General features: G+C 34.1%; 19 protein-coding genes and 2 pseudogenes. All 21 read left to right on the plus strand.

Translation table 11 applies throughout. The features are described 5' to 3' along the window. Nucleotides 1-3: 3 nt before the first annotated feature. On the plus strand, nt 4-828 hold the full coding sequence (gene kdsA, locus LE180_RS00105; RefSeq protein WP_374133463.1) for a 3-deoxy-8-phosphooctulonate synthase: 825 nt from the start codon (nt 4-6) through the stop codon (nt 826-828). After that, the gene (locus LE180_RS00110; RefSeq protein WP_374133464.1) at nt 825-1,004 is read left to right on the plus strand and encodes a hypothetical protein; all 180 of its coding nucleotides are present in this window, start codon (nt 825-827) and stop codon (nt 1,002-1,004) included. The genes kdsA and LE180_RS00110 overlap by 4 nt, the downstream gene beginning before the upstream one ends. Before the next feature lie 90 nt (nt 1,005-1,094). Continuing rightward, entirely contained in the window at nt 1,095-1,634 is a 540-nt protein-coding gene (locus LE180_RS00115) for a KdsC family phosphatase (RefSeq protein ID WP_374133465.1), read from the plus strand. Further along, nucleotides 1,628-1,843: a hypothetical protein gene (locus LE180_RS00120; protein WP_374133466.1), complete on the plus strand. Its 216-nt coding sequence runs from the start codon at nt 1,628-1,630 to the stop codon at nt 1,841-1,843. The genes LE180_RS00115 and LE180_RS00120 overlap by 7 nt, the downstream gene beginning before the upstream one ends. Nucleotides 1,844-1,877: 34 nt before the next feature. Then, nucleotides 1,878-2,192: a hypothetical protein gene (locus LE180_RS00125; protein ID WP_374133467.1), complete on the plus strand. Its 315-nt coding sequence runs from the start codon at nt 1,878-1,880 to the stop codon at nt 2,190-2,192. Between the two features lie 244 nt (nt 2,193-2,436). After that, entirely contained in the window at nt 2,437-2,958 is a 522-nt protein-coding gene (lptC, locus tag LE180_RS00130; RefSeq protein ID WP_374133468.1) for an LPS export ABC transporter periplasmic protein LptC, read from the plus strand. Next, the gene (locus LE180_RS00135) at nt 2,951-3,631 is read left to right on the plus strand and encodes an LptA/OstA family protein (protein WP_374133469.1); all 681 of its coding nucleotides are present in this window, start codon (nt 2,951-2,953) and stop codon (nt 3,629-3,631) included. The genes lptC and LE180_RS00135 overlap by 8 nt, the downstream gene beginning before the upstream one ends. Beyond that, nucleotides 3,628-4,347, plus strand: coding sequence for an LPS export ABC transporter ATP-binding protein (gene lptB, locus LE180_RS00140; protein WP_374133470.1), 720 nt, complete (start codon nt 3,628-3,630; stop codon nt 4,345-4,347). Before LE180_RS00135 ends, lptB begins: the two co-directional genes overlap by 4 nt. A 24-nt stretch (nt 4,348-4,371) precedes the next feature. Next, nucleotides 4,372-4,926, plus strand: a complete 555-nt coding sequence (hpf, locus tag LE180_RS00145; RefSeq protein WP_374133471.1) for a ribosome hibernation-promoting factor, HPF/YfiA family — start codon at nt 4,372-4,374, stop codon at nt 4,924-4,926. Nucleotides 4,927-4,944: 18 nt separating this feature from the next. After that, nucleotides 4,945-5,403 carry a PTS sugar transporter subunit IIA gene (locus LE180_RS00150; protein ID WP_374133472.1) on the plus strand — a complete coding sequence of 153 codons (459 nt, stop codon included), beginning with the start codon at nt 4,945-4,947 and terminating at the stop codon, nt 5,401-5,403. Further along, nucleotides 5,403-6,338 (plus strand): HPr(Ser) kinase/phosphatase, encoded by a 936-nt coding sequence (gene hprK / locus LE180_RS00155; RefSeq protein WP_374133473.1) that lies wholly within the window; start codon nt 5,403-5,405, stop codon nt 6,336-6,338. Before LE180_RS00150 ends, hprK begins: the two co-directional genes overlap by 1 nt. 2 nt (nt 6,339-6,340) lie before the next feature. Beyond that, a complete protein-coding gene (rapZ, locus tag LE180_RS00160) occupies nt 6,341-7,201 on the plus strand; it encodes an RNase adapter RapZ (protein WP_374133474.1) in 861 nt (286 codons plus the stop codon). 183 nt (nt 7,202-7,384) lie between these two features. Next, a pseudogene (locus tag LE180_RS00165) lies at nt 7,385-7,887 on the plus strand (HindIII family type II restriction endonuclease). Between the two features lie 376 nt (nt 7,888-8,263). Beyond that, complete coding sequence (locus LE180_RS00170) at nt 8,264-8,479, plus strand: hypothetical protein (RefSeq protein WP_374133475.1); 216 nt, start codon at nt 8,264-8,266, stop codon at nt 8,477-8,479. 82 nt (nt 8,480-8,561) lie between these two features. After that, a complete protein-coding gene (locus tag LE180_RS00175) occupies nt 8,562-8,720 on the plus strand; it encodes a hypothetical protein (protein WP_374133476.1) in 159 nt (52 codons plus the stop codon). A 521-nt stretch (nt 8,721-9,241) separates the two neighbouring features. Then, the gene (locus tag LE180_RS00180) at nt 9,242-9,652 is read left to right on the plus strand and encodes a PTS sugar transporter subunit IIA (protein WP_374133477.1); all 411 of its coding nucleotides are present in this window, start codon (nt 9,242-9,244) and stop codon (nt 9,650-9,652) included. Between the two features lie 23 nt (nt 9,653-9,675). Further along, nucleotides 9,676-10,185: a PTS system mannose/fructose/N-acetylgalactosamine-transporter subunit IIB gene (locus LE180_RS00185; protein WP_374133478.1), complete on the plus strand. Its 510-nt coding sequence runs from the start codon at nt 9,676-9,678 to the stop codon at nt 10,183-10,185. Further along, nucleotides 10,182-10,313, plus strand: coding sequence for a hypothetical protein (locus tag LE180_RS00190; protein WP_374133479.1), 132 nt, complete (start codon nt 10,182-10,184; stop codon nt 10,311-10,313). Before LE180_RS00185 ends, LE180_RS00190 begins: the two co-directional genes overlap by 4 nt. An 82-nt stretch (nt 10,314-10,395) precedes the next feature. Beyond that, complete coding sequence (locus tag LE180_RS00195; RefSeq protein WP_374133507.1) at nt 10,396-10,563, plus strand: hypothetical protein; 168 nt, start codon at nt 10,396-10,398, stop codon at nt 10,561-10,563. Nucleotides 10,564-11,028: 465 nt separating this feature from the next. Then, nucleotides 11,029-11,253, plus strand: a pseudogene (locus LE180_RS00200) (alpha-amylase/4-alpha-glucanotransferase domain-containing protein). Nucleotides 11,254-11,315: 62 nt separating this feature from the next. Continuing rightward, complete coding sequence (locus LE180_RS00205) at nt 11,316-11,477, plus strand: alpha-amylase/4-alpha-glucanotransferase domain-containing protein (protein ID WP_374133508.1); 162 nt, start codon at nt 11,316-11,318, stop codon at nt 11,475-11,477. Nucleotides 11,478-11,709: the final 232 nt, after the last annotated feature.

Consider the following 11,709-nt stretch of genomic DNA (forward strand, 5'->3'; position numbering starts at 1 on the left):
ATAATGCAAAATAAGCGTATAAAAATTGGTAGAAATGTTGCTCTTGCAAATGATAGACCTTTTGTTGTTATAGCGGGACCGTGCGTTATTGAAAGTGAAAAACATGCATTTACTTTGGCTGCAAGTTTGAAAAAAATAACATCAAAGCTAAAAATTCCTTTTATTTTTAAAGCTTCTTACGATAAAGCTAATCGTTCATCAGGTTGTTCTTACAGAGGACCAGGAATAGATGAAGGACTTAGAATTCTTGCAAGGATAAAAAAAGAATTGAAGTTACCTATTACTACGGATGTACATGCTGAATACCAAGTTTCTAAAGCTGCAAAAGTTGTAGATTTTTTGCAGGTACCGGCGTTTTTGTCTCGTCAGACTGATTTAATAAAAGCGTGCGCTCTTACAGGGAAACCTATAAATATTAAAAAGGGGCAATTTTTAGCTCCGGAAGATATGTTTAATGTCATAAAAAAAGCTGAAACTTTTGGTAATAAAAACTTGTCCATCACAGAAAGAGGCGCATCTTTTGGATATCACAATCTTGTTGTAGATTTTAGGGGTTTGGAAATCATGAAACAGAGCGGATATCCTGTAATTTTTGATGCAACGCACAGTGTTCAGCTTCCCGGTGGACACGGCGCATATAGTGGTGGAAATAGAGAATTTATTGCTCCTCTTTCAAAAGCGGCGACGGCTGTGGGTATTGCGGCGTTATTTCTTGAAGTTCATGAAAACCCTGAAAAAGCCCTTTCGGATGGAGCAAATAGTCTTGATTTAATATCTTTTAAGCGAATGCTTAAAAATATTAAAGCCATAGATGAGGTGATTAAATGAAAGTTAAACGACCAAAAAACTTCAATAAGAACTATCCTGAAGCAGTTGAACAAAAAGATGAAAAGAAAACTCTAAAACACAAAGAAAGCAATGTTTTATATAAACCGACGTATGAATGGTGTTTAAAAACTGCGACAATAGTTCTTGTATCATTAGCAATTGTGTTTTTTTATTGAGCTTAGTACTGTCTCCATACTTGATGGAAATTGAGATCCTACCCTTACTCCGTGTCTTTCAGGAAATACTAGTACGAAGGTGGCGCCAAAGTGATAAGTAGTCAAAATATAATAAACAAAGCAAAAAATATTAAGCTCTTAGCCTGCGATATTGATGGCGTTTTAACTCGCGGTGAAATAACAATTTTCAACGATGGAGAAGAAATAAAAATATGGGACGTTAAAGATGGCATGGGGTTTAGTATTCTTTCGAAAACATCTCCTAGAATTAAAACCGCATGGATAACAGGTCGGCAGTCTCGGCAAGCTGAAAAACGCGTGAAGGATCTTAAGATTGATTATCTTGTTTCAAATTGCTCAAACAAAAAAGAAGCCTTGGACAAAATATCTAAAGAAAACGGATTTGATATGTCTAAAGTTGCGTATATAGGCGATGACATAATAGATATTGCCGCTTTAAAAGCTGTAGGGTTTTCTGCGTGCCCCAAGGATGCTTGCGAAGATGTAAAGAACTGTGTCAATTATATTTCTTCTTTTAATGGTGGGGAAGGTGCAGTAAGAGAAATAATAGAAAAGATTGTAAAAGCAAAAAGTGAGTGGCAAAGAATTTTAGATACGTATGTATGTTAAACATTTTGAGACTTTGTACAAAAATTCGTAGAAGAATTTATTATTACTGGGCATTTGCTTTTGCAAAAATTATTTTAGTTATGCCTTATAAGTTTTCAGTAAAAACGTTGAGCGGATTTTTTGGCAAGATTGCGTACTATGTAGCGCGTGATGGTGTAAAGACTGCAACGGGAAATTTAAAAAAATGTTTTCCTGATAAGTCTGAATAAAAAATATCAGAGATTGTAAAATGATCGTTTTACAATGAAACAAAAAAATTTTGAACTTGCAAATTTCCAGCACATGGATTCTAAGTTTTTGCATAAAATTTCCGATATAGAAAATGTTGAGCTTATTAAAAGTAGTTTAAAGAAAGGCAAAGGAATACTTTTCGTAAGCGCTCACGCAGGTAATTGTGAAATGGCGACTGCAACAGTTGCATGGCTAGACGTTCCTGTAAATGTTGTTGCAAAAAAGATATATATAGATGAGCTTAATGACATGCTTGTAGGATATAGGGCAAGTAAAAAAGTTAACATTATTTTCAAAGACACTCCCGGTACAGGCATAAAACAATAATAAGGTGTCTCGTGACTGTAGGGTCGTCAGGAAATTTTGATAAAGATGTCGAAAACCTTACTCAAAAAGCAACTCTTTTTTTGGAAGAGCATATAAGACAGTATCCAGATTAGTGGATTTGGTTTCATGAAAGATGGAAAACGAGACCTAAAAAGACAAAGTAAAAAGTGTAAAGTTGTAATTTTAAAATGAAATATGCAGAGCACTTCTTATTTTCTCGTGGTTGCAAGATTAAAGGGAAATAATGAACTTTTTTAAAAGATGTAATATATACGCGTTGATAATGTTTTCTGCTTTCTTTTTCGGTTGTATAACAGAAAAAACTGTTATCGAAGAAACGCCTCCGATGTCGAAGCAGGCTATAGAAAAGTTTACTATAACGCAAACAGATGAAGGTAAATTAAAAATGATATTGGAAGCAGAATCTGCTATTATAGATGAAATTAAAAACATTGCCCAGTTGAAACTTCCTGTAATAAAGTTTTATGACAAAGGCAAATATGTTTCAACGCTTGTTGCGGAGAGCGCAGTTATAAATATGGAAACCTGGGATGTAAGAGGAATAGGAAAATGTAATATGGACAACGCAAAGAATGAACATTTGCAAACAACAAATCTGATGTATGATGCAAAAAAAGAGTTGGTGTATGGTGATCATGATGTTAAAATTACAAGACCAAATGAAACAGTTTACGGCACAAGTTTTGAAGCGGATACGAAACTTGCTAATATTATCATTAAGAATCAAAGAACTGTGCTTGAGTAAGTTTATAAGCATTATTTTGATTACTTTTATGGTTGCTGCTATTTCTTTTACCGATGAATTATCCGGGAAGACAATAATAACCGGCGATGCAATGCATGTAAAAAAAGCTGGAGAAGTTATCGTTTCAAAGGGTAATTCAAAAGTAATTAATGATATAAGCAAAATAGCTGCCGATGAAGTGTCTTATGATAAGCAGAATTCCGAGATTTTTGCGTCAGGAAATGTTAGATTAGTTTCAGAGACTCAAAAAGGCGAGCCTTTTGAAGCTTACGGCAATTTTGCAAAATATAATATGAATGTTCAAAAAGGAAAAATTTGGGGGGATTACACAGTAACAAGATATTATGTAAATAACTCAACTACTCCTCTTGTTATGCACGCTAAGGAAGTTTATATTGATAGGAAGACTCAGACTTTAGATGCATATAAAGAAGTTGAGGTTGTAACTTCGTCAGGAACCATTTATGCCGATAACGGTTCTTTCGACAGCATAACACTAAGTATGATTTTTAAAGAAGATGAGAAAAGACCTATGGCAGATGTTAATTGTGACGGGAGAAAAGGTCTTTACGAAGCAGATGAAATGATTTTTTACAACTCTGAAGATAATAAAAGGATAGTTATGAATGGTTCAGTCGTAGGAAAAATTGAAATGGAAAATGAAATAAAATGATATTAAGAACCGAAGGATTATTTAAGAAGTATAATCACAGAATGATTGTAGATGGCGTCAGCATAAGTGTAAGACAGGGTGAAGTTGTAGGTTTGCTTGGTCCTAATGGCGCTGGTAAAACAACAACTTTTTATATGACAGTAGGTCTTGTAAGATCCTATACTGGTAGCGTTTATCTAGACGACAATGAAATCACAAATTGGTCCATGTACCGGAGAGCGAGAGCCGGGATAGGATATCTTTCTCAAGAGTCGTCTATATTTAGAGGACTCAATGTTGAAGATAATCTCGTGGCTATAGCTCAAATGCTTCCTGTTTCAAAGAGCGAGCAACAAAAAAAAGTTGATACTTTGCTTGTAGATTTCGGACTTACAAAATTGCGCGATCAGGCAAGTGTTACTTTATCCGGTGGTGAAAAAAGAAGACTAGAAATTGCAAGAGCTTTGATAACAGATCCTAAGTTTTTACTTTTAGATGAGCCTTTTGTCGGTATTGATCCTATAACAGTTGACGATATACAGAGACTTATTAAGAAGTTGAAAGAAAGGGGGCTTGGTATCCTCATAACAGATCACAACGTTAGAGAAACTCTTGAGGTTATTGACAGAGCATACATGATTTGTGAAGGAAAAATTTTGCTTGAAGGTAGCGCTAAAGAGATGCTCGAAAATCCCAAGGCTAGAAAAGTATATCTTGGAGATAATTTTAAAATGTAATCATTTATTTAAAGGGAGAAGAGCATGCAAATTAATATCACAGCTAGACATTTGAAGCTTACAGATGCGATTGACTCTTACATCCGTAAAAAAATTACAAAGTATGAGAAGCTTTTCAACGGAGACGACGTATGGGCGCACGCGATATTATCTGTCGAAAAAAATAGACAAATAACTGAAGTTGTTTTTCATGTTGGAAAACTTTCGTTTAGAGCAAGAGAACAATCCGATGACCTGTATGCTTCAATAGATGTGACAATAGACAAACTTAAAAAACAACTCAAAAAACAAAAAGAAATTTCAAAAGATAACAGAAAAAATAATTTGGAAGTCTTAAAAGATAAAAAGTGCAATATGAGAGAAGTGTTTTCTTATGATGTTATGGAAGATTCGAGAATGAAAATTTCAGAAATAAGGCGTTTTGATTTAAAACCTGTAACTGTAGAAGAGGCTATTAACGAAATGGATAATCTCGGATATAGAGTATATATGTTTAAAGACGGATCAAACGATAAAATAAGCGTTCTTTACCGTAATGACAGCGGGTCGGTAGTTCTTCTAGAACCCAATGAACTGTAAAATAAAGAGGAGCTATAGATGAAGATTATGGATTTTTTGAGTCGGGACGCAATAGTTGCCGATTTGAAAGCGACAGACAAAAAATCGGCGATTATTGAACTGGTAGATGTTTTGGAAAATACTAAGAAAGTAAAGAAGACGGAGGAGGTCATTAATGTCGTTTTAGAAAGAGAAAAACTTGGTTCTACAGGGATAGGACAGGGTGTTGCAATTCCTCATGGAAAAACAGATGTTCTTCAAGAACAAATGGGAGTTCTCGGTATTTCACGCAAAGGCATAGAGTTTAATTCTCTTGATGGCGAGATTGTGCACATCATTTTTCTTTTAGTTGGACCTGTTGAAGTGACCGGACAACATTTAAAAGCATTATCAAGAATTTCAAGATTGTTTAAGGATAAGTTCTTAAGACAAGCAATAAGAGATGCCGTCACGACGGAAGATGTTGTTAAAATAATACAGCAGGATGAGGCGTATTAATGTCTATTATGGACGTAAACACGCTTCTTAAAGAAAGAAGTGAGGATTTTAAGCTTGAAGTTCTTACGGGGTACGGCGGGCTTGGAAGAAAGATTACGGTTGCCGATATAAACAGACTGGGTCTTGCCCTTGCAGGATTTTTTGATCATTTTCCGTATGAGCGAATACAAGTTATAGGGACAATTGAGCATACGTATTTAAAGCATATAGAGTATGATGATCAGGTAAAAGTGTTGAACAAGGTTTTTTCTCATGAAAAAGCCGTAAGTTGTGTTTTAACGAGAAATCTTGAGCCGACTGATGCAATGATTAAAGTGTTTTCCGATTTGAATATTACTCTACTAAGAACGGAATTAAACTCTTCTTTATTTATAGGTGATTTGGGTTATTATTTAGATGGCAAATTTGCTCCTTCAATTAAGATACACGGCGTTATGACGAATGTTTATGGGCTTGGTGTTTTGCTCGTTGGCAAGTCTGCAATAGGCAAGTCAGAGTGCGCTCTTGAGCTTGTAAAAAGAGGACATAAGCTTGTCTCAGATGATGTGGTTAACATTACAAAACGTTTCGGACGTACTTTAGTAGGAAGTAGTTTAGAACTTACAAAGCATCTCATAGAGGTAAGAGGCATAGGTATAATAGACGTTAAAGAGCTTTTTGGCATAGGCAATATTTCAGATGAGTCTCGTATAGAACTTGTAATAAAACTTGAAGAACGAGATTCTGTAAAACAGTGTGAAAGAGTTGGATTTAATGAATGTTACACAGAGTATTTAAGCGTCAGGATTCCTGAGATTACGATACCTGTGGTTCCAGGTAGAAATCTTGCGATTCTTGTTGAAACTGCAAGTTTAAATCAAAGACTTAAAAATGAAGGACATTTTACTGCAAGAAATTTAGATGGCAGACTACGGGAAGAGCTTAACAAAAAATAATTATGGCTAAATTGTATATAATTTCAGGAATGTCCGGATCAGGCAAAAGTCAAGCTCTTAAAATCTTTGAAGATTTTGGGTTTGTTTGTGTTGATAACATGCCCGTTCAGATGTTTTCTGATTTTATTGATGTTTGTCTTAAAAATCAAGGCAAATATAAAAATGTTGCGATGAGTATTGATGCCCGAGTAGGGGAAGCCCTTACATCTTTCAAAGTATTGCTTACAGTTTTAAGAAAGAAAAAAATAGACTATAAAGTTATTTTTTTCAATGCCTCAGATTCAGTTTTGTTAAGGCGGTATTCAGAAACACGTCGTCGTCATCCTTTGGGAAAATCAGTTTATGATGGGATAAAACTTGAAAGAAAAATAATAGATAGTGTTTTTTCTGTTGCAGACGAAGTTGTAGATACTTCGGTTCTTACAATAGGAGAATTGAAGAAAACAATCTCTATAGTTGCTGGAATTCAACAGTCAGGTAAACAGTATTTAAATATTTCTGTCCTTTCTTTCGGATATAAGTATGGCGTGCCCAATGACGCCGATATCATTTATGATGTGCGCTTTATCACAAATCCAAATTATGTTTACGAATTAAAATTTAAAACCGGCAGAGATAAAGCGGTTAAGCAATATATAGAAAAGCAAAAAGAATTCAGAATTTTTTTTGGTTTATTCTCAAAACTTATAGAAACAACTTTGACTGGGTATATTAAAGAAGGTAAAAGTTATCTTACTATAGCGATAGGATGTACCGGTGGATGTCACAGATCTGTTTTTGTGTCAGAAAAACTGACATCATTTTTGAAGAGTAAAAAATATAGAGTTAAACTTAACCATAGAGATATTTTGCATGGCAGATAATGATTATCTGTTTGTTAAGGAGTCTGTTGTATTGCAATAATAACTATTTTAAAGTCGCTAGATTGTAGTATAATGCTAAGAGATAATTTTCTTTCTCTTTTCCGACATCTTTTTAAATGACTTGACTGGATTTTATCTATAATTTGCTCGTAATTTGGAACAACTGGAAAAGAAATGAAGAGTATGAATTTTGAAAAACTGAAAAGCAAAATAAGGACTTTATTCACACGTAGGAATTTTAATAAAACCAGTAATGAGTTAAAAAAAGAAATTTTTTCGTTAAATAAAGATGAGATTATTCTTCTTATAACAGAAATCGGAACCATATCTGAATGTATTGAAACTGATTCAACAGAAGAAAAATTATATACAAAAGCTTACGATATTTTATTAGCAAAAGCCTTGCAGAATTGGGTCTAAAAGCGCAAGCATTCAAAGAACGATCTGACGTAGTTGATGTTTTTGCTAAAAGCTATTTTCATAATTATACACTAATTGGCGACGCAAAAACGTTTAGGCTAAGCCGAACGGCAAAAAATCAAAAAGATTTCAAAGTGGAATCTATGGCGCATTAGGCGGAGAATAGTGATTATTCTATTTTATGTTGCCCCTATTTCCAGTATCCGCAGAATAAAAGTCAAATATATAAGCAAGCATTAAATGGAAATGTGCTTTTATTTTCGTGAGAATATCTATATTTACTGCTCGATAATGGCATAAAAGAAACTACTAAATTTTCTCTCGCTGACTGCTGGAATCAAAGCAAACATATTTCACAAAATACGTCGATTGCATACAGCGGTACTAGTTTTATGGATAGACAAGATGAGTTCTTAAAACGATTTGTCGGTTTAAACGATTCCAGATTTTCAAAGTATTTCAATTTATTTAAAGCAAAGATAAAATAAAGAGGAAGTGATGAAATTGATTATTGGAAGGAAAAAATCAGCAGAATACAACGTCTGGACAAGGAAAAAGCTATAAAAGAATTATTGAAAATAATGAAGCTAAATAGCAAGATAGAAACTATACAAAAATTTATAGAACGGATACATAAATAAAATGATAGAAGTGAATAAATTATATAATGCCGATAGTATTGAACTAATGAAATCTGTCGATACTGATTCAATAGATTTGATTTTGAGCGATATACCCTATGGAATTTGTTACGATAAATGGGATGTAATACACAACAATAAAAATAATGCGTTATTAGGGAAAAGCGAAGCGCAAATGAAAGCAGGTAGTATATTAAAATGCGAGAAAAGCCTTTAAATGATTGGTCGGAGGATGACAAAAAATACATGCGGAATATTATAGCTGGTGTAACTCTTGGGTAAAAGATTGGCTGAGAGTATTGAAACCGGGAGCATTCTCTTTCGTTTTTGCAGGGCGGAGAATGGCTCATAGATGTATCTGCGCTTTCGAGGATAACGGTTTTATATTCAAAGATATGATAGCTTGGAACAAAGAAAAAGCAGCTCATAAGAGCGCAACGGATAAGTTGCGTTTTTGAGAGAAGGAATGATGGTAAAAATGTTATAAAATAGAACGGCTGGAAAGTTGGAAATCTTAGACCTGTTTCGGAGCACTGCAATTAGGCAGGAGCTTTATTGGAATAGAAAAAGAGCAAGAGTATTACAAAACCGCCTTGAGAAGACTTGAAAAAGAATATGATGTCGCCGAATTTTTGTTTAGTCTTTGATCCTGTGTCAAATCATGTTTAAAAAAGATGCTGAAAATAAAATATTTACTTGAATTTTGGTGATATATATAATCAAATCGCTTTAAGTTGCGCCATCAGTGTCTTTGCGCGGAATGAAATGGCGAAGCAATCCAGCATTAAGATATTCAAATTTAATACCCAGTCAGGTTGCGCCTGCCACCTAGGGAAATTTACTACAATCGGCGCAACTTAAAGCGATTTGATTATAGTAGTCCGAGGTTATGAAGCGAATAAAGCTCGATAATAAGGATTCTTGGTATTTTTGTTTTGTCTAACAAAAGTCCGGAGATGAATTCTAGGAGAATTCAAAAATGATTAAAATTATTGTCACGGCGCATGGCGAATTAGCTCAGGAACTTGTGAATTCCGCAGAACTTATAGCAGGAAAACAATCTAATCTTTATGCTATCAAAAGAGGTGCTAACGATAGTTTGATACAAATGCAAAAGCGCATTGGCATTCTTCTACGGAGCATAAACAATGAGGACGGAACTTTAATACTTACCGATATGATTGGAGGCACGTCGTGTAATGCCTCAGCTCCAATGTGTATATCTTTTAATATGGAAATTCTTTCCGGTGTTAATCTTCCTATGCTATTATCAGCTATATTTGCAAGCAAAAGTGTTGTAAGTGCTGTAGATTTGGCTGATAAAGTTTTGTTTGACGGACAAAAAAGCATAATAAACGTCAAAAAAATGTTGCTTGACTCATCAAAATAAATCCTGGTATTGTGAGGTAAACGATGCCTATAGTTTTGGCAAGAATAGATGATAGACTTGTACATGGACAGATAGTTCAAGGATGGCTCAAGACTATTTCTATCGATACGCTTCTTGTTGTATCAGATTTAGCGTCTTGCGATAAGATGCAGCAAGCGCTTATGGCTATGGCTTTGCCTAGCGTGGTTGAGTTTACAGTGCAAAGTATCAAGGATGCGACGAATACAATTTTAAGCAGGCAGTATGATAATAGGAAAGTAATGTTGTTAACAATTAGTCCTTCAGACATTTTACATATGATAGAAAATGGTGTAAATTTAAAGTCTTTAAACGTTGGCGGAATGCATTTTGTTAATGGAAAAAAACAACTTCTATATAACATATATGTAGATGATAAAGATATAGAAAATCTTTATAAGATATGTATCAAAGGCGTTGACATAGAAGGCAGAATTCTTCCTGGTGACGAAAGATTAAATATTGTACCTTTAATAGAAAAGGAATATTTGGCTATGTGTGAGGCACAAAAGTGAGTAAAGTTAAATTTGTATTTTGTACGCATAATCATCAGCCGGTTGGAAATTTTGATTGTGTTTTTGAAAAAGCCTATCAAGCTGCCTACAGACCATTTATGGATGTTTTGTTAAATCATCCAAAATAAAGTGGAATTTGCGTGTAAGCGGAATATTGTGTGAGTATCTGGAAAAGAACGCGCGGATTATATCAATGATGTAAAGTGACTTATTGAAAAAGGCAATTTAGAAATATTGTCCGGAGGTTATTACAAGCCGTTAATGTCCGCAATCCTAGATAGAGATAAAATAGGTCAGGTGGAGAAGATGAGTTCCTACATAAAAAAGAAGTTTGGTTGTAAAGAGACCAAGGAACTTTGGCTTGCTGAAAGAGTATGAGAATCCAGCATGTCAAAAGTTTTATCCGAGAGTGGAATAGATTACACGGTGTTAGACGATTTTCATTTTGTTGCTACAGGTATGGATACGGAAAAGCTAGACGAATACTACACCACGGAAGAAGAGGTGTACAAGATGAGATATCTGATACCTTAAAACACTTATAGCGGAAAACTAGAGTTCTGATTCTGTTGTGGTTATGGTAGACGTGTGACCAAGCACTTATAGACATGTTTATGAAAATCAATGGCTTGAACTTTTACGATTTTAGAGGAGAATTCTAATATAGTGGGACTGTAAATTTTTCAGAAACTTTAAAAACGAAGAAATCATCCGGCAGAATTTATCTGCTTTGCGTTTCTTATTCCGAAATATCTCAGTGGTCTTTATCCACGGAAGCTCAGCAAACTTTTGAAAATGTTTTAAACAGATATGGTGGCGATATTAAAGTAAAAAGATTTTTGCATGGAGGATTTAAGAAATTCTTTAACAAAATACGAAGAAGCAAATAATATGCATAAAAAGATGATTTACGTAAGCCGTAAAGTAGAAAAATATGTTGATAGTGGCAGTCATCATTTTGAAAAGATATAAAATAGTTTGTATGCAGGTCAGTGTATTTGCACATATTGGCATGGAGTTTTTGGCAGATTATATATATATGCCTCATTTAAGAAATGCGGTATATAATATGCTTTAGAAAACTGAAAATATATGCAATAAGTCGTTGCCTAAAAAAGGCGGCATGAAATATTTTTGATTTTAATTGCGATTCGGTTGAAGAGTATTTGTATGAAAGTAAAACTCAAAGTATTTGTGTGCCCCCAAAAGACGGTGGATCAATTTTTGAATTGGATATTTTTAAAATTCATCATAATCTTCTTGACGTTTTAACCAAGCAGCATAAAGCATGATGATTATCTGTTTAACAATTACTAGGAGAAAGGTGATTTTGCGACTGGATTGTACGATGTAAAATTAGAATATACAAGACAATCTTTCAAAAAAAAGTCTAAGCTTATTCTTCAAAAATACAGCAAGATTAATGGTAGACAGGAGATGATTTTAGAGATTTAAAAAATGTCAATATTTGGAAGAGATGTGCCTATCATTTAAAAATAGAACTTGAAATTAAATTTATTGTAA

This window comes from Candidatus Endomicrobiellum pyrsonymphae, assembly GCF_020328025.1.
Lineage (GTDB): Bacteria > Elusimicrobiota > Endomicrobiia > Endomicrobiales > Endomicrobiaceae > Endomicrobiellum > Endomicrobiellum pyrsonymphae.

Excerpts from the sequence above, each read along its gene's own strand:
- kdsA (WP_374133463.1), top strand. The coding sequence starts at position 4 with ATGCAAAATAAGCGTATAAAAATTGGTAGAAATGTTGCTCTTGCAAAT.
- LE180_RS00110 (WP_374133464.1), top strand. The coding sequence starts at position 825 with ATGAAAGTTAAACGACCAAAAAACTTCAATAAGAACTATCCTGAAGCA.
- LE180_RS00120 (WP_374133466.1), top strand. The coding sequence starts at position 1,628 with ATGTTAAACATTTTGAGACTTTGTACAAAAATTCGTAGAAGAATTTAT.
- LE180_RS00125 (WP_374133467.1), top strand. The coding sequence starts at position 1,878 with ATGAAACAAAAAAATTTTGAACTTGCAAATTTCCAGCACATGGATTCT.
- lptC (WP_374133468.1), top strand. The coding sequence starts at position 2,437 with ATGAACTTTTTTAAAAGATGTAATATATACGCGTTGATAATGTTTTCT.
- lptB (WP_374133470.1), top strand. The coding sequence starts at position 3,628 with ATGATATTAAGAACCGAAGGATTATTTAAGAAGTATAATCACAGAATG.
- hpf (WP_374133471.1), top strand. The coding sequence starts at position 4,372 with ATGCAAATTAATATCACAGCTAGACATTTGAAGCTTACAGATGCGATT.
- LE180_RS00150 (WP_374133472.1), top strand. The coding sequence starts at position 4,945 with ATGAAGATTATGGATTTTTTGAGTCGGGACGCAATAGTTGCCGATTTG.
- hprK (WP_374133473.1), top strand. The coding sequence starts at position 5,403 with ATGTCTATTATGGACGTAAACACGCTTCTTAAAGAAAGAAGTGAGGAT.
- rapZ (WP_374133474.1), top strand. The coding sequence starts at position 6,341 with ATGGCTAAATTGTATATAATTTCAGGAATGTCCGGATCAGGCAAAAGT.
- LE180_RS00170 (WP_374133475.1), top strand. The coding sequence starts at position 8,264 with ATGATAGAAGTGAATAAATTATATAATGCCGATAGTATTGAACTAATG.
- LE180_RS00180 (WP_374133477.1), top strand. The coding sequence starts at position 9,242 with ATGATTAAAATTATTGTCACGGCGCATGGCGAATTAGCTCAGGAACTT.
- LE180_RS00185 (WP_374133478.1), top strand. The coding sequence starts at position 9,676 with ATGCCTATAGTTTTGGCAAGAATAGATGATAGACTTGTACATGGACAG.